At 55.9% G+C, this 16,034-nt stretch carries 16 protein-coding genes, 1 tRNA gene and 1 pseudogene; 11 read left to right on the top strand and 7 right to left on the bottom strand.

All coding sequences use genetic code 11. The features are described from left to right. The first annotated feature begins 65 nt into the window (after positions 1 to 65). From sucD to ACXLHR_RS15875, 6 genes are all read left to right on the top strand, one after another. Positions 66 to 947, top strand: a complete 882-nt coding sequence (gene sucD, locus ACXLHR_RS15900) for a succinate--CoA ligase subunit alpha (protein WP_458792345.1) — start codon at positions 66 to 68, stop codon at positions 945 to 947. 239 nt (positions 948 to 1,186) lie between these two features. Then, complete coding sequence (locus ACXLHR_RS15895) at positions 1,187 to 4,147, top strand: 2-oxoglutarate dehydrogenase E1 component (protein WP_458792344.1); 2,961 nt, start codon at positions 1,187 to 1,189, stop codon at positions 4,145 to 4,147. Next, positions 4,147 to 5,358 (top strand): 2-oxoglutarate dehydrogenase complex dihydrolipoyllysine-residue succinyltransferase, encoded by a 1,212-nt coding sequence (gene odhB, locus ACXLHR_RS15890; RefSeq protein WP_458792343.1) that lies wholly within the window; start codon positions 4,147 to 4,149, stop codon positions 5,356 to 5,358. The genes ACXLHR_RS15895 and odhB overlap by 1 nt, the downstream gene beginning before the upstream one ends. A 254-nt stretch (positions 5,359 to 5,612) precedes the next feature. Beyond that, positions 5,613 to 6,023 (top strand): MAPEG family protein, encoded by a 411-nt coding sequence (locus tag ACXLHR_RS15885; protein ID WP_458792342.1) that lies wholly within the window; start codon positions 5,613 to 5,615, stop codon positions 6,021 to 6,023. Positions 6,024 to 6,084: 61 nt separating this feature from the next. After that, positions 6,085 to 7,473 (top strand): dihydrolipoyl dehydrogenase, encoded by a 1,389-nt coding sequence (lpdA, locus tag ACXLHR_RS15880; protein ID WP_458792341.1) that lies wholly within the window; start codon positions 6,085 to 6,087, stop codon positions 7,471 to 7,473. Further along, the gene (locus tag ACXLHR_RS15875; RefSeq protein WP_458792340.1) at positions 7,470 to 7,760 is read left to right on the top strand and encodes a hypothetical protein; all 291 of its coding nucleotides are present in this window, start codon (positions 7,470 to 7,472) and stop codon (positions 7,758 to 7,760) included. The genes lpdA and ACXLHR_RS15875 overlap by 4 nt, the downstream gene beginning before the upstream one ends. On the opposite strand, the gene ACXLHR_RS15870 is transcribed toward ACXLHR_RS15875, so the two are convergent. Next, complete coding sequence (locus tag ACXLHR_RS15870; RefSeq protein ID WP_458792567.1) at positions 7,750 to 8,400, bottom strand: GntR family transcriptional regulator; 651 nt, start codon at positions 8,398 to 8,400, stop codon at positions 7,750 to 7,752. The genes ACXLHR_RS15875 and ACXLHR_RS15870 overlap by 11 nt on opposite strands. A gap of 31 nt (positions 8,401 to 8,431) precedes the next feature. After that, positions 8,432 to 9,121 carry a M48 family metallopeptidase gene (locus tag ACXLHR_RS15865; protein WP_458792339.1) on the bottom strand — a complete coding sequence of 230 codons (690 nt, stop codon included), beginning with the start codon at positions 9,119 to 9,121 and terminating at the stop codon, positions 8,432 to 8,434. 108 nt (positions 9,122 to 9,229) lie between these two features. On the opposite strand from ACXLHR_RS15865, the gene ACXLHR_RS15860 reads away from it, so the two are divergent. The 3 genes from ACXLHR_RS15860 to ACXLHR_RS15850 all read left to right on the top strand — a co-directional run bounded on the left by ACXLHR_RS15860 (position 9,230) and on the right by ACXLHR_RS15850 (position 10,005). Beyond that, entirely contained in the window at positions 9,230 to 9,553 is a 324-nt protein-coding gene (locus ACXLHR_RS15860) for a TIGR02300 family protein (RefSeq protein ID WP_458792338.1), read from the top strand. A 70-nt stretch (positions 9,554 to 9,623) separates the two neighbouring features. Continuing rightward, positions 9,624 to 9,699: transfer RNA gene (locus ACXLHR_RS15855), tRNA-Ala, on the top strand. 66 nt (positions 9,700 to 9,765) lie between these two features. After that, positions 9,766 to 10,005, top strand: a complete 240-nt coding sequence (locus ACXLHR_RS15850; RefSeq protein ID WP_458792337.1) for a DUF6538 domain-containing protein — start codon at positions 9,766 to 9,768, stop codon at positions 10,003 to 10,005. A gap of 271 nt (positions 10,006 to 10,276) precedes the next feature. Here ACXLHR_RS15850 and ACXLHR_RS15845 read toward each other — a convergent pair. The 3 genes and pseudogenes from ACXLHR_RS15845 to ACXLHR_RS15835 all read right to left on the bottom strand — a co-directional run. Next, positions 10,277 to 10,533: pseudogene (locus ACXLHR_RS15845) on the bottom strand (IS3 family transposase); the annotation flags it as partial. Positions 10,534 to 10,917: 384 nt separating this feature from the next. Next, positions 10,918 to 11,931, bottom strand: coding sequence for a zinc-binding alcohol dehydrogenase family protein (locus ACXLHR_RS15840; protein WP_458792336.1), 1,014 nt, complete (start codon positions 11,929 to 11,931; stop codon positions 10,918 to 10,920). A 98-nt stretch (positions 11,932 to 12,029) separates the two neighbouring features. After that, positions 12,030 to 12,320: a putative quinol monooxygenase gene (locus tag ACXLHR_RS15835; protein ID WP_458792335.1), complete on the bottom strand. Its 291-nt coding sequence runs from the start codon at positions 12,318 to 12,320 to the stop codon at positions 12,030 to 12,032. Between the two features lie 80 nt (positions 12,321 to 12,400). Here ACXLHR_RS15835 and ACXLHR_RS15830 point away from each other — a divergent pair, with 80 nt between their 5' ends. Beyond that, positions 12,401 to 13,321, top strand: coding sequence for a LysR family transcriptional regulator (locus tag ACXLHR_RS15830; protein ID WP_458792334.1), 921 nt, complete (start codon positions 12,401 to 12,403; stop codon positions 13,319 to 13,321). Between the two features lie 130 nt (positions 13,322 to 13,451). Here the strand turns inward: ACXLHR_RS15830 and ACXLHR_RS15825 are convergent, their stop codons facing one another. After that, positions 13,452 to 14,072 (bottom strand): hypothetical protein, encoded by a 621-nt coding sequence (locus tag ACXLHR_RS15825; RefSeq protein WP_458792333.1) that lies wholly within the window; start codon positions 14,070 to 14,072, stop codon positions 13,452 to 13,454. Beyond that, the gene (locus tag ACXLHR_RS15820; protein ID WP_458792332.1) at positions 14,069 to 15,013 is read right to left on the bottom strand and encodes an NAD(P)/FAD-dependent oxidoreductase; all 945 of its coding nucleotides are present in this window, start codon (positions 15,011 to 15,013) and stop codon (positions 14,069 to 14,071) included. The genes ACXLHR_RS15825 and ACXLHR_RS15820 overlap by 4 nt, the downstream gene beginning before the upstream one ends. 118 nt (positions 15,014 to 15,131) lie before the next feature. Between ACXLHR_RS15820 and ACXLHR_RS15815 the strand changes: the two genes are divergently transcribed. Beyond that, the gene (locus tag ACXLHR_RS15815; RefSeq protein WP_458792331.1) at positions 15,132 to 15,962 is read left to right on the top strand and encodes a helix-turn-helix domain-containing protein; all 831 of its coding nucleotides are present in this window, start codon (positions 15,132 to 15,134) and stop codon (positions 15,960 to 15,962) included. Positions 15,963 to 16,034 lie beyond the last annotated feature (72 nt).

Raw genomic sequence — 16,034 nt, 5'->3', positions numbered from 1 at the left:
GCAGGCAAACATGACACAAGCAGACGGCGCAAAACGCGTCCGATTTGCGAACCAAGGAGGCCCATATGGCCATTCTCGTTGACGAAAACACCCTTGTGATCTGTCAGGGCCTCACCGGCTCGCAGGGCACTTTTCACTCTGAACAGGCGATTGCCTACGGCACCAAAATGGTCGGCGGCGTAACGCCAGGCAAAGGCGGGCAAACCCACCTTGACCTGCCGATTTTCAACTCGGTGCATGAGGCGCGCCACACAACAGGCGCGAATGCCTCTGTGATTTATGTGCCGCCTCCCTTTGCAGCGGATTCGATCCTCGAAGCGATCGACGCCGAAATGGAGCTGATTATCTGCATCACCGAAGGTATCCCTGTGCTGGACATGATGCGCGTGAAACGTGCGCTGGAGGGATCAAAATCCCGCCTGATCGGGCCAAACTGCCCCGGCGTGATTACGCCTGATGCCTGCAAAATCGGCATTATGCCCGGCCACATCCACAAACGCGGCTCCGTCGGTGTTGTGTCCCGCTCTGGTACATTGACTTATGAAGCGGTCAAGCAGACCACTGATCTGGGCCTCGGCCAATCCACGGCTGTTGGCATCGGCGGCGACCCGATCAAAGGGACCGAACACATCGACGTCCTCAACATGTTCCTCGACGACGACGAAACACACTCGATGATCATGATCGGCGAAATCGGCGGCTCCGCAGAAGAAGAAGCAGCCGAGTTCCTCGCAGACCAACGCAAAAAAGGCCGCTGGAAACCAACCGCTGGCTTCATCGCAGGTCGCACCGCCCCTCCAGGCCGACGCATGGGCCACGCAGGTGCCATCGTCGCAGGCGGCAAAGGTGATGCGGAATCCAAGATCGAAGCGATGAAATCCGCAGGGATCATCGTGGCCGACAGCCCAGCCACTCTCGGCGAAGCCGTGATCAAGGCAATTGGGTAAGGCTTAAAACACATGCTAGAAACGTCAAACGGGCACAGTATCACGACCCCTTTCACAGCGGATCTTGCTTCATATAGCTGGAGAAAATCTGCTGGTCAGGGCAAATGGATACCAGCGGTTGTGTGCCTATTGGCGTTTCTAGCACTAACTCTTGTTTGGTACACCTCTTACCAGTTAACCACTTTTCCATTTTGGATGTCACATTCCAACTAGGCTGACATGGCCAATCGGAGCTTCTCATGAACGATCACTCTCCAAACGAACAGTTCCACGCTTCCTCCTTTTTGCAAGGACATAACGCTGAATATGTCGAGCAGCTTTATGCCCGTTATGCCGACAATCCGAATGCGGTTGACGAAAGCTGGCAGGAATTTTTCAAGTCTTTGGGCGACGCGCCCGCCGATGCAAAGGCAGAGGCCGCAGGTCCGTCGTGGGGGCGCGCCGATTGGCCGCCTGTGCCAAACGATGATCTGACCGCAGCCCTTGACGGGCAATGGCCGTTGGAACCCGCCGCCGCAGGCGAAAAGATCAAAGCTAAAGCCGCCGAAAAAGGTGTGTCGCTGGACGAGACGCAGGTGCGTAATGCCGTGCTCGACAGCCTACGCGCGCTGATGATTATTCGTGCCTACCGTATTCGCGGGCATCTGATTGCCGACCTCGACCCGTTGGGCATGCACGAAAACGAACCACACCCCGAGCTGGACCCTGCATCTTACGGCTTTAACGCTGATAACATGGATCGCCCGATTTACATCGATAACGTGCTTGGCCTTGAAGTCGCCACCATGAACGAGATCATCGCGATCCTGCGCCGCACTTATTGCGGCACTTTTGCGCTGCAATATATGCATATTTCCAACCCCGAAGAAGCGGCCTGGCTGAAAGAACGCATCGAGGGTTACGGCAAGGAAATCACCTTTACCCAAAACGGGCGCAAGGCGATCCTGAACAGTCTCGTGCAGGCCGAAGGCTACGAGAAATTCCTGCATGTGAAATACATGGGCACCAAGCGGTTCGGCCTTGATGGCGGCGAGTCGCTGATCCCTGCGATGGAGCAAATTATCAAACGCGGCGGCCAGCTGGGCGTCGAGGATATTGTGATCGGTATGCCACACCGTGGCCGCCTGTCGGTGCTCGCCAACGTCATGCAGAAACCCTACCGCGCGATTTTCAACGAATTCCAAGGCGGATCGTTCAAACCCGAAGATGTCGACGGCTCTGGCGATGTGAAATACCACCTTGGCGCGTCCAGTGACCGCCAGTTTGACGACAACACGGTTCACCTTTCGCTGACCGCCAACCCGTCCCACCTCGAGGCAGTGAACCCCGTTGTCTTGGGCAAAGTGCGCGCGAAACAGGATCAAAAAGGCGATACTGACCGCACTAAGGTTCTGGCGATCCTGCTGCACGGCGACGCGGCCTTTGCAGGTCAAGGCGTTGTCGCCGAAGGCTTTGGCCTCTCGGGTTTGAAAGGTCACCGCACCGGCGGGACCATGCATATCGTCGTGAATAACCAGATCGGCTTTACCACCGCGCCGCATTTCTCGCGCTCTAGCCCCTATCCGACCGACATCGCCTTGATGGTCGAAGCACCGATTTTCCATGTGAACGGCGACGACCCCGAAGCGGTGGTTCATGCCGCCCGCGTCGCGACAGAATTCCGCCAGAAATTCCACAAAGATGTGGTTCTGGACATCATCTGTTATCGCCGCTTTGGACATAACGAGGGCGACGAGCCCATGTTCACCAATCCGGTCATGTATAAAAAGATCAAAAAACAAAAGACCACTCTGACGCTTTATACCGAGCGATTGATCAAGGACGGCCTTATTCCAGAGGGCGAAATCGAAGACATGAAAACTGCGTTTCAGGCTCACCTGAACGAAGAATTCGAAGCTGGCAAAGACTATAAACCGAACAAGGCCGACTGGCTTGACGGGAAATGGTCGCATCTGGACCGCCGGAACGAAAAGAAATACCAGCGCGGCAAGACCGCAATTGCGCCCGAAACAATGGCGCAAATCGGCCGTGCGCTGACCACACCACCCGCTGATTTCCCGCTGCACAAAACCATCAGCCGCTTGATGGAAGCCAAGGCGCAGATGTTCGAAACCGGCGAAGGTTTTGACTGGGCCACCGGCGAAGCACTGGCGTTCGGATCGCTACAGACCGAAGGCTACGGCGTGCGTTTATCGGGTCAGGATTGCACACGCGGTACGTTCAGCCACCGCCATTCGGCCTTCATTAACCAAGATAACGAAGACCGCTATTACCCGCTGAACCATATCCGCGAGGGTCAGGCGCAGTATGAAGTCATCGATTCGATGCTGTCAGAATATGCTGTTCTAGGGTTCGAATACGGCTATTCGCTGGCCGAGCCTAACGCATTGACCCTGTGGGAAGCCCAGTTTGGCGATTTTGCCAACGGCGCGCAGATCATGTTTGACCAGTTCATCTCGTCTGGTGAAAGCAAATGGTTGCGCATGTCAGGCCTCGTTTGCCTGTTGCCACACGGTTATGAAGGCCAAGGCCCAGAGCATTCCTCTGCCCGTCTCGAGCGTTTTTTAACCATGTGCGGCGGCGACAACTGGATCGTGGCAAACTGCACCACACCGGCCAACTACTTCCACATTCTGCGCCGCCAGTTGCACCGCAGCTACCGCAAGCCGCTGATCATGATGACGCCAAAATCGCTGCTTCGGCACAAGCTGGCGGTTTCAAAAACCGAAGAGTTCACCACAGGTTCCTCGTTCCACCGCGTGTTGTGGGACGATGCACAGCACGGCAACTCCGACACAAAACTCGCGCCTGACGACAAAATCAAACGCGTCGTCATGTGTTCGGGCAAAGTCTACTTCGACCTACTGGAAGAGCGTGACGCGCGCGGCATCGATGACGTCTACATCCTGCGCTATGAACAATTCTACCCGTTCCCCGCGCAATCGGCCGTGAAAGAACTCGAACGGTTCAAGAACGCCGAAATGGTCTGGTGTCAGGAAGAACCCAAAAACCAAGGCGCTTGGTCGTTCATGGAACCAAACATCGAATGGGTTCTGACACGTATCAAAGCCAAAAACACACGGCCCGTCTATGCAGGACGCGCGGCATCTGCCTCGCCTGCAACAGGTCTTGCCAGCAAACATAAAGCCGAACAAGCAGCCCTCGTGAATGATGCGCTGACAGTCGAAGGATCAAAATAATGAGCACTGAAGTCCGCGTCCCAACCCTGGGCGAGAGCGTTTCCGAGGCTACTGTAGCCACATGGTTCAAAAAGCCCGGCGATGCTGTTGCTGTTGATGAAATGCTTTGCGAGCTGGAAACCGATAAGGTCACCGTCGAAGTGCCGTCCCCCGTGGCTGGCACCCTTTCCGAAATCGTTGCTGCCGAGGGTGAAACCGTTGGCGTTGACGCACTTTTGGCGCAAATCTCGGAAGGCGGCGCCGCTGCGGTGAAAGCATCCGCACCTGCCAAAACAGTGACCGACCCCGGCAAAGTGAACGAAACGCCTGCCGCTGGTCCCGATCCGGTGAAACCGCGCGGTGACATCGAGGATGCCCCATCCGCCAAAAAACTGATGGCAGAGAATAACCTGTCGGACGTTACAGGCACTGGCAAAGATGGCCGCGTGATGAAAGAAGATGTGCTCAGCGCGCTGAAATCCCCTGCGCCTGCCGCATCCGGTTCTTCAAATAAACCCGCCGCCTCTGATGATCCCCGTGAAGAGCGCGTCAAGATGACCCGCCTGCGCCAGACCATCGCCAAGCGTCTGAAAGACAGCCAGAACACCGCCGCCATGCTCACCACCTACAACGAGGTCGACATGACCGAGGTGATGGACCTGCGCAACGAATACAAAGATCTGTTCTTCAAGAAACATGGCGTGAAACTCGGCTTTATGTCATTCTTTACCAAGGCCTGTATCCACGCCCTGAAAGAAATTCCCGAAGTGAACGCCGAAATCGACGGCACAGATGTGGTTTACAAAAACTACGTCAACATGGGCATCGCGGCTGGCACGCCAACAGGCCTCGTGGTGCCAGTGTTGAACGACGCCGACCAAATGTCTTTCGCCGAAATCGAAAAAGCGATCGGCGTAATGGGCGCAAAAGCACGTGATGGCAAACTGTCGATGGACGACATGTCAGGCGGCACATTCACCATCTCCAACGGTGGCGTCTACGGCTCGCTGATGTCCTCGCCCATCCTGAACCCGCCACAATCCGGCATCCTCGGCATGCACAAAATCCAGGACCGCCCAATGGCGATCAACGGCCAAGTGGTGATCCGCCCGATGATGTACCTCGCCCTGTCCTACGATCACCGGATCGTCGACGGCAAAGGCGCAGTCACCTTCCTCGTGCGCGTCAAAGAAGCCCTCGAAGACCCACGTCGTCTGTTGATGGATTTGTAGGACCAAAACTATGACTAAAGCGCAACCCTCCGAAGAATTGAAAAGTTCGCATCACCACGCTGGTGATAGAAGGGTTGCGCTAAGCATACATTTGTTCGGCACCGGCTTTGCTTAACAGCTAAAAGGGCGTAGAATTGAGGACATATGTATTGGGGCCGATGTCCAGATACATATGGAACGGAAAAAATGATCCACAACCCGTAGGGTGCGCGTCCATGCGCACCGATTTTCATGCGCACCACTGAAAGCGAAACATGACCCCCGAACTCACCGCCCTCACCCTCGCCGCCCTCCTGCAATGCATTCAATTCGCCCTCATGGCGGTGCCTGCGAACATGGAACTTGGCACCGGCAAAACGGCATCTCCACGCGATCTTGACCGTATGGGCAAACCGATGATCGAACTGCTCTCGGTCAAAACCGCCCGCCTTGCCCGCGCGATGGACAATCATTTCGAGGCGTTGATCCTGTTTGGCATCGCGATCACCGTGATCTCGCTGACTGACAAAACCAACGGTATTACCACTGCCTGCGCTTACACCTATCTTGGCGCGCGCGTCCTCTACATCCCCGCCTATTATTTCGGCTGGACCCCTTGGCGGTCCGCGATCTGGTTTGTCGGGTTTCTCTCAACACTGCTTATTCTGATCACTGCGCTTTTGTAGAAATGCAATACGCAAAGAAGACGCATTAAAGACGTAAAAAATACGCCCAAAGGAGACACATATGTCCAGCTACGACGTCATCATCATCGGTGCAGGCCCCGGCGGCTATGTGTCCGCAATCCGCTGCGCCCAACTGGGTCTGAAAACCGCAATCGTCGAAGGCCGCGACACCCTTGGCGGCACCTGCCTGAACATCGGCTGCATCCCGTCCAAGGCACTGTTGCACGCGACCGAAATGCTGCACGAGGCGGAACATAATTTCGCCGAGATGGGCCTGAAAGGTAAGGCACCTTCTGTCGACTGGAAACAGATGCTTGCTTATAAGGATAACGTCGTTGGCCAGAACACCGGCGGCGTCGAATTCTTGATGAAAAAGAACAAGATAGACTGGCTGAAAGGCTGGGGTTCGATCCCTGCGGCAGGTCAGGTCAAGGTCGGCGATGACGTGCATGAGGCAAAGCATATCATCGTAGCCACAGGGTCCGAGCCTGCGTCATTAAAGGGCGTCGCGGTGGACGAGAAAACCGTTGTGACCTCGACTGGCGCGCTTGAACTTGGCAAAATCCCCAAGTCCATGGTTGTGATCGGCGCAGGCGTCATCGGGCTCGAATTGGGGTCGGTCTATGCCCGTCTTGGATCCGAAGTCACAGTGATTGAATACCTTGATGCAATTACGCCGGGCATGGACAAGGACATCGTGCGCGCGCTTAAGAAAACTTTGCAAAAACAAGGTCTTAAATTCATCCTTGGTGCCGCCGTGCAAGGCGCAGAGGTCAAGAATAGCAAGGCTACAGTCACATATAAACTGCGCAAGGACGAGAGCGAGCACACGCTGCAAGCCGATACCGTGCTGGTCGCCACAGGCCGCAAACCATATACAAAGGGTCTCGGTCTAGAAGAGTTGGGCGTCGAGATTTCCGAGCGCGGCCAGATCAAAACCGACGATCATTACCGCACGAATGTCGCGGGTATCTATGCGATCGGCGACGCAATTGACGGCCCGATGCTAGCGCACAAAGCCGAGGACGAAGGCATGGCAGTCGCCGAAGGCATTGCGGGCCAGCACCCGCATGTGAACTACGGCGTGATCCCCGGCGTGATCTATACGCACCCCGAGGTCAGTATGGTTGGCAAGACCGAAGACGCGCTCAAGGAAGAAGGTCGTGCCTATAAGGTCGGCAAATTCCCGTTTATGGGCAACGCGCGGGCCAAAGCAAACTTTATGGGTGACGGCTTTGTCAAATTGCTTGTGGATGCGGAAACTGACCGGATTCTGGGCGCGCATATCATTGGCCCGATGGCGGGTGATCTGATCCACGAAATCTGCGTTGGCATGGAGTTTGGTGCCGCAGCAGAAGACATCGCCCGCACCTGCCACGCGCACCCGACCTATTCGGAGGCTGTGCGCGAAGCCGCGCTTGCTTGCGGCGACGGTGCCATTCACGCGTGACGCCAGAAGCCACAATATTGCTGGTGAACGCCATCTTTTTGGCGTTTGCCTACCTTTGGGTTTACCCGAACCTGACGCCGATCACGATCGCCCGTGCCATGCGCTACGACCTGATTATTAGTGCCGCCTGCCTCACAGTGGCCGGGCTATTATTTTGGGGAACAGGCACGCCGTTTCGCATGGTGTTTTTCAACAGTAATTGGGCGGTATTTTCAATCGTCACATTGCTGATCATGGAAACACCGCTGTTTTTCTGGTTCGCCAAAAAACACGATCTTACCCTTTAAGCATCCGCAAGCCTTGGGTCGCGTCCATGCGCACGGCCAATCGCAACCCCGGATCATCGCCGGCTTTCAGGGCAGCAAGGATAAGCCGGTGGTGGTGTGGTGGTTCAGTCCGGTTCAACCGCCCGTAAAGTGCGCACATCGTCGGCCCCAGCTGCAGCCAGACGGTTTCGGTCATGGCCAGCATTGCAGGGGCTTGGGCGCGCAGATACAGCGTGCGATGGAATTCGAGGTTCATGCGGATATAGCCGGACGGATCGTGACGCGTCACCATCTGACTGACCGCGTTGTTGATGGTTTCCAGCCGCTCGATCAACGCGAAATGTGCACGCGGCAGGGCGCGGGTAGCCAGTTCAGGTTCAAGAAGTGCGCGTAGGGTTGCCAGTTCTTCAATCCGCTCGTTGGACAGTTCGGGTGTCGAAACCCGCCCCGACGAGGATAAAAATAACGCGCCTTCGGCCACCAGACGCCGCACTGCTTCGCGAGCAGGGGTCATCGAGACGCCAAAGTCCTTGCCGATCCCGCGCAGGGTCAGTGCTTGGCCCGGTCCCATTTCGCCGTGCATAATACGGGTGCGCAATGTGCGATATACCCGCTCGTGGGCGGCGGCAGACGGGTCGAGAGGGCGTGCCTGAATCATCATGCGCCCTTTGTGATCACAAGCGTGCGGCGGGTCAATCGCCGAAATCGACGCGGTGCAAGCTATCACCATTTTGCCGTAGCCAGTCGCGGTGCATTTGGTAGTCAGGATGGATTCCAGCTACCACAGTCCAGAAGGCGTCGGAGTGGTTCATCTCGACCAGATGTGCGGCTTCGTGGGCGGCAACGTAGTGGAGGATTTCGGGCGGCGCCATGATCAGCCGCCACGAATACATCAGTACACCTGCCGACGAGCAGGAACCCCACCGCGACCGCGTATCGCGGATGCTGAGGCGGCTGTAAGACCGGCCCAGAAGCGCCGCGTAATGGTCGGATGCCGCGGCCAATTCGTCCCGCGCCCGCAGTTTCAGAAACGCGCGCGCCTTTGTTGCCGCTGTTGCTGCGTCGGCGACATGTAAGGTACCGTCGCGCAAGACTGTCCGCTTGACCTGCCCCGCCTCCACAGGCAATGCGTCGCCTTGGAACGGTACGGTGCCTCCTGCGCGCACAACCGCCACGGGCGCCAGTTTTACAAGGTTCTGTCGCAGCCAGATTTCGCGGCTTTGCAGGAATGCGATGCCGTCGCGCAGCGCACTGCGTTTGGGAATCGTCAATGTCACCCGCCCGTCAAGCCGCGATACCCGCAGCGAGAGGCGCTTTGCCTGTGCTGATTTGCGGATCGCCACGTCAATTGGGGGGTTGCCATCTAGCCTATGAACACTCATATCCCGCTTTCTTATTGAACAAACGCCAAAGCCTTTGACACGCTGCACTTCATATGGCACGAGGCCTTGATGCGCCACAAGCGCGACCAGATTTTGAAAGGGTAACATATGCCTAACGAAGAATGGGGCACGAAGCGCCTTTGCCCGGAAACCGGCAAACGCTTTTATGACCTGAATGCGACCCCTGTGATCAGCCCTTATACCGGCAAGGAAGTGGCAATCGACACCTCCAAGACCCGCACGATGGTTGCTGACGCAGAAGATGCGCAAACAACCAAGATGAAAGTCGACGACGACGAGGACGATCTGGTGCTCGACGACGAAGAAGACGACGATGATGCGGACCTCGCCGATGACGTTCTGGACGACGATGATGATGATACTGTCAGCCTCGAAGAACTGGCCGATGTACCGACAAGCGACGACGACTAAACTTTCTATTCGTTGGGCGAGATTATCTCTTGATCTCGCCCGACTAGCTGCATAGACAGCACCCAATGATGGGGCCTTAGCTCAGCTGGGAGAGCGCCTGCATGGCATGCAGGAGGTCAGCGGTTCGATCCCGCTAGGCTCCACCATCACCCTTAATAACAATGCCTTGATAGGCTGTGAAACACGGTGCGCCGCACTAGGGTCACACAGTTATGCGCAATCCAACCTATCTAGTTCTATCTCGGCACGGGGTCTTTTACTTCCGTTGGCCTCTCCCGGCCTCTCGACATCCTGAGAATCGCCGCTCAGAAGTCAGGCTCTCCCTTCGCACCCGGCGACCATCTGTTGCGTTGATGTTAGCACGGGCGATGGCGGTGGGCGGATTATTGCATCTAGATATACAGGTAGGCCACAGACCATGCGCTATGGCGAATGCGTCGACACGTCCTTGAACATTTTCAAACGCGGCTTGGTGCACTCCGAGAACAGATCTCTGCATACGGGCCGCTAGATGATCGCGCCCATTGCGACCTGAGAGCAACAAGAAGCATCGCTGATGAGGCCACCGCATATTTTCTAGGCTCGGCGAGCAAGAGGCCCTCTTGGCGTCATTCCTGAAAGACCGAGGGACCACCCAGAACCTTACCGCCACCATTAAAATACAATCAGTCGCAGAGGTCAAAAGCGGCTTCAAGGCGTACCTCGACAGTGCGCTTGAACTGGTTGGACGTTGCGCAGATACGAAAAGCATAAGCCAAAGCCCCAGGAGCGTTTGTTTGCCGTCAGGCGTTCAAGCTAATCCGCGATCTCTTTGTTCTCATCGCTCAGCATGGGGCTGTGCCGATAACAGGTCTCATTGATCTCAAACGCACGACATGCCAGCGCAATGCTGAGCCCGTGTTGTGCGACCGAAGTTAAGGCCATATCTCGCCGTCGAGATGGCCTTAACGCTTTTTCCCAAGCGCCTCCTTCAGCAAACATCTCCTCAGATATTTTGTCGAGAAAATTCGACTTTTGAACACCTTTAACTTTAGGGGGATTACAGGTGGAACTGCTCGATACTCATCTCGCTCAGAAAAAACGTTGATGATGAATGGCCTGATCGCGCAACTTTGCTTTAAAACCCGCTCTACCTCCGGCGGTCAGCGCAAAGTGTTCAAGTTTTTCCCCACAACCAACCGCCGGATCACCGTCGTGCCCGATTAAACGGATCTTGGCGCAATCCCCTGCATAAAGCCGCGCATCCGGATGAAAGATCTGAGCGTCGGCAGGTGCGCAGGCCTAAAATGTCACTGTCCCAATCCACCATCGTCATAACTTGAGTGGTTTGGATGTTGACGTGATCAAGCCTGTGCACCTGTATTTCAGAAGCCTTCCAGAACGATTTTGCCCTTGGCTTTACCGCTTTCAATCAGCGCATGGGCGCGTTTGAGGTTCTCGGCGTTGATCGTCCCGAAGCTTTCGGTCGCGGTGGAGCGGATTTTGCCTGCATCAATCAGGCTCGCAACAGTATCAAGGATTTCGCCCTGACGCGCGATGTCGTTGGTGGTGAACAACGACCGCGTAAACATCAGCTCCCAATGGATCGAAACGGCCTTGCCTTTGAACGGCATGATGTCGAACGCTTTGGGGTCGTCGATCAAGCCAAACCGCCCCTGCGGCGCGATGAATTCGGCAATCTGCTGCACATAAGTGTCGGAATAGTTGGTGGAAAATACAAACGCAGGCGCGCCGATGTTCAGGTCGGCAATCTGTTTCGCCAACGGTTTAGAGTGATCCACAACATGATGCGCGCCAAGTTCTTTGACCCATGCTTCGGTTTCAGGACGCGACGCCGTGGCGATGATCGTCAGGTCAGTCTGTTCGCGCAGAAGCTGGATCGCGATAGAGCCAACGCCACCCGCACCGCCAATGATCACGATGGCATTTGCCGCACCCGGCACTGGGTCTGTTACTTTTAAACGGTCAAAAATCATTTCCTGAGCCGTCAAAGTGGTTAAAGGCAGGGCCGCAGCGGCAGAAGCGTCGATAGACTTCGGCGCGTGGCCCACGATGCGTGCATCAACGAGGTGATATTCGGCATTCGCGCCAGAGCGGTTGATAGCGCCCGCATACCAGACCTTATCGCCAGTCTTGAACTGGTTGACCTTGTCGCCAACTTCCACAACCTCACCCACGGCGTCCCACCCGAGGATCACGGGCGTTTCGCCTTCTGCGGGGCGGTTTTGGCGCACCTTTGTATCGACAGGGTTGACCGACACGGCAGCAACCTTGACCAAAATATCGTGGCCGGTAGCAGTCGGTTTATCGACCTCAAGGTCGATCAGGGCGTCGGCGCGATCGATGGCGCCGTTTGTGGTGTATCCGATGGCTTTCATGTTCGTTCTCCGAATTGAAATATGTTGCGAGACCCCGCCAAAGATGTCCCGCATTAAAGTCTGGGTTTAACCCGGTGATTACTTTCGAAAGGTAGCGGTCACTCGATGTGAGACATCTCGCTCAGAGTGAATTCAGCAACAGCGCCGTCGGTCGCGGCCATGTAAGCCGCAAGATGCGGCGCATTCATATGTGTCTGCCACAGGTCACGGCTCTCCCAGTTCTCGAAGAATGTGAAATGCGCGGGATTTTCGTTATCCTGATGCAGGTCATAATTGATGCAGCCTTCTTCAGAACGTGTGATCGGAACCAGCTTTAGCAGCTCCGCTTTAACCAGTTCGATTTTGTCAGCGTTGGCGTGAATGTTCGCGATGATCGTAAGCTTGGACATTGGTGTTTTCCTTTGGATGTCTGTTTTTCTAACAATCATATACAGCGCAGGAATAAGCGGATAAACAAGCTTCATTCAAAATGATAATCCGGAAAATCCGTGCAATGCTGATCGACAATATTCGCTTGTTCCTAACCATCACCGAGAAAGGTAGCCTTGTCGCTGCGGGGCGAGAGGTCGGGCTTTCTGCCACAACAGTTTCGGAACGTTTGGCCGCGCTTGAGGCGCATTATGGCGTGGTCCTGTTCAACCGCACGACGCGGTCTTTAAGCCTGACAGATGAGGGCCGTACTCTGCTGAGTGGGGCCAAGATTGTGTTGGGAGAGATCGAAGACCTTGATGCGCGGATCCGGCACGGAGCAGAGACCCTATCCGGCCCGATCAGGATCAGCGCGCCAATTGATATTGGCCGCAGCATCGTGTCGCACGTGATATCTTCGTTCACAGCAGACCACCCAGAAATTTCGATCGAGTTGTTGTTGTCTGACGGCTATGTCGATCTCGTCGGTCAGGGGTTCGATCTGGCCTTGCGTTTTGGTGCCGTCACCGACAGCACACTGCGCGCACGCAGCCTTGGTCATTTTCGCAGGATCGTTTGCGCGGCACCGTCCTATATCGCGTCCAACGGCGCACCGCTGGTCCCCGCAGATCTGATACGGCATAATTGCCTGATCATGCGGTTCGGCACCACTTTAGACAATGTCTGGCGGTTTGAAGCTGGCAACAAACCGCAATCCGTGACCGTTCGCGGCAACAAAATTGTCAATGACGGCTCTCTGGTACGGCAATGGGCATTGGAGGGGCACGGAATTATTCTGAAATCAGAACTTGATGTCGCGCCGGATCTGCAGGCTGGAAGACTTGTCGCTTTGTTAGAAGGTTTTGCAGCACAGCCCAATCCTCTCCAGATGATGTTCCCGCCTGGTCGGGCACAACCACGGCGTGTGCGTGCATTCGCTGAGGCCCTGAGCGTAACAATGGCAGCGAAACAAGTGGGATAACAGATCAGCGCCTCCTTGCGACATGTACTGGAACCGCGTCGTTACAGGTAACGTCCGGCTAGAGCCGTCTTCACCGCGTTTCTGCGTCCCGCCGACGGCTGCTTTAACCACGGCATTATCAATTAAACGTTCACAGCACCCTTTTGAACAAGTAGGCAAATGGTGATTTGGTATACGCAACGCCACGCCCCGACTTCTTCAGGCTGTCACGGGTGATCGTTTGCGGTTTTTTCGGCACCATGTAGCTGTCGACATTTTGATCGATAACTCTGTAGCGACCGTTTGCGCATGTGACGACCGCCACCAACCTGAACCGTGGATCGAGTGCCGCAAGCGCCGCATCACCATGGCTTGAGTTGACCAGCAGATGCCCCCCGATGCGCAGAAAATGGCCGCAGGGCTCTGATATAAACCCCGCATAGAGCGAGATCAAAAGTTCAAAGCTTTCCGGCTCTAAATCCAACGCCCTATAGTCGCCATGCGCGAACGCGACCCGCCCGTTCACATTGCCGCCATGGTCGCAAATGATTTGTCGAACACCTTCGGTATCGGCAAAAAACGCCGCTGCCCGCTTGTCTACGTCCGCATAGTTCACATCGTCATAAACGAAGGACGGCGCAATATCGACATAGCTGCCCGCATAGAGCACACGATGCGCAGGCACGGCCACGCTCACCGCTTGAAACAGCCGCCAGCGGTCGCCCTTATGCTGATCCTGCTTTTCCCAAAGTTTCTTTGTCTTGTCCTTCATTTTGGTTCCTCCGGTAGCGCGGTCCAACGTTCCATCGCGACCTCATGGGCCATCATCTCTACGCAGAAACCACCCTCTGAGACCGCCGCCGCGATTCCCGCAAAGCCCATGCGTGCGTCACCGACAACGTAGAGCCCCGGGATATTGGTCGTGCCCGACGCACTGGCAAGCTCGGACATTCCCCAATCGTTTTCGTCGTTCGCGATAACTCCCAGATGCTCGGCAAAATCGGTCGCAGGCGACGAAAATTCCTCGATGATGAACCCACTTTGCCGCGCAATCTCACGCCCGTCTTCCAATACGACATGGGTGAGCGTGCCGCCTTTCGACCGCAAGGTCGCAACCTTACCTTCTTCGACCAGCACGCCTTTGGCCTGCAACTCTGCCTTCACCTTAGCGTCCAGCGGATTGCTGTTGGTGAACACGATCATATCGTGCGACCAGATCCGCATCATCGGCACAAAATGTTCGATCGCGCTATGGCCGAAAATGGCCAACGCCTCGTCGGCATGCTCGTATCCATCGCAGAACGGGCATGGGTAGACCGATTTGCCGTAGACGTCCTCGATGCCGGGTAAATCCAACTGGTCGAGGTGGTCCCGATGCCCCGTCGCAATCAACATGCGGGTCGCGGTCATCGTTGCACCCTGCGCTGTCGTCGCCGAAAACCCGTCGGCCAAACGCGCGACGTCAGAAACGCTATCGGCAATGTAATTGACGGTTGGATATTTGCGCAGCTGTTCCTTGGCCACCGCCAAAAGCTCGCTGGGGTGGGCACCGTCGCGGGTCAAAAACCCGTGCGAGGCTGTGGTCACAAAGTTGCGGGGGCTTTCGGCGTTGATGAACGCAGTTTTCATACGTGTTCGCCCAGCGATCAAAGCAGCGGATTGTCCGGCAGGACCACCACCGATGATAATAAGGTCGTACTGTTGGTTTGACATATTATGCCCAATTCAAGCTGATGGTTTCGTTGACCTCAACATAGGCCCGTAGGCGCCGTTGCTTGAGAGCGTGGATTTCGGTATTATCGGCTGATCTTATGATATTCGAGATTTGCGCATGACAGACCTTCAGCACACCGAACCACCACATCCCTCCTGCTATGTGATTCACGAGACGGGCGTCAGCACGCAGCCGGCACCTGTCGCCGTTCTCGCCGAACATGGGTTGGTGTTTACCCGTGCGGGTTGGTTCACGATGGAGCAGAAATACGAAACGCTGTCCTTGGCGGGTAGCGTGACGATTGTTCCGGCCGGTGTGCCGCACCGGCCATTGGCAGGCGAAGATCTTGATTATTGGCTTCTGGGATTCTCTGCAGGTGGCTTCGGGCTCGACGAGACACAGGCGGTCATGCGGCCTTTCGCAGAAGTGCGCCTTGGAGCGTCCCCCGTCGTCCATTTGAATGATGTAGCACAGACGCGTTTGCAGCTCTGGTTCGAAACCTTGGCGTGCGAGGCAGAAGGGCAAACCGAGCTTACTGCAGAAGTGCAACGCAGCCTGATTACCCTAATCCTGTCAGAGGTGTCACGAGCGATGCCAAAAGCCGATGAGGATACGCAACGCTCACCGCTCGTTGCTACCGCATTGCGCTACATTCAACGACATAGCTTTTCGCCCATTTCCCTCAGTGATGTGGCGTCCGCAGTTGGCCGAACCGCGCCTCATGTTGCGACTGTCGTCAAGGCCGAGACTAGCTTTACCGTCGGCACATGGATCACTTCCGCCCGCGTCGCCAAGGCAGCGCAGCTCTTGCAGCACACCGATATGCCTGTCGATCAAATAGCCCCACACATCGGATGGCAGGACACGACACATTTCATCCGCCAATTTCGGAAAGCCTACGGAGTGACCCCCGCAGCTTGGCGTAAGAATCAACGAAAGCGGGTGTAGCCGCTGGTGCGGAATTCTTCTTTGCAGACATCGGCGCAGTTGCAGAAAGACCTTACTTAGAGGTGGTCGCGG

The organism is Yoonia sp. MH D7 (assembly GCF_054439475.1).
This window is presented reverse-complemented; position numbering and strand designations above follow the sequence as displayed.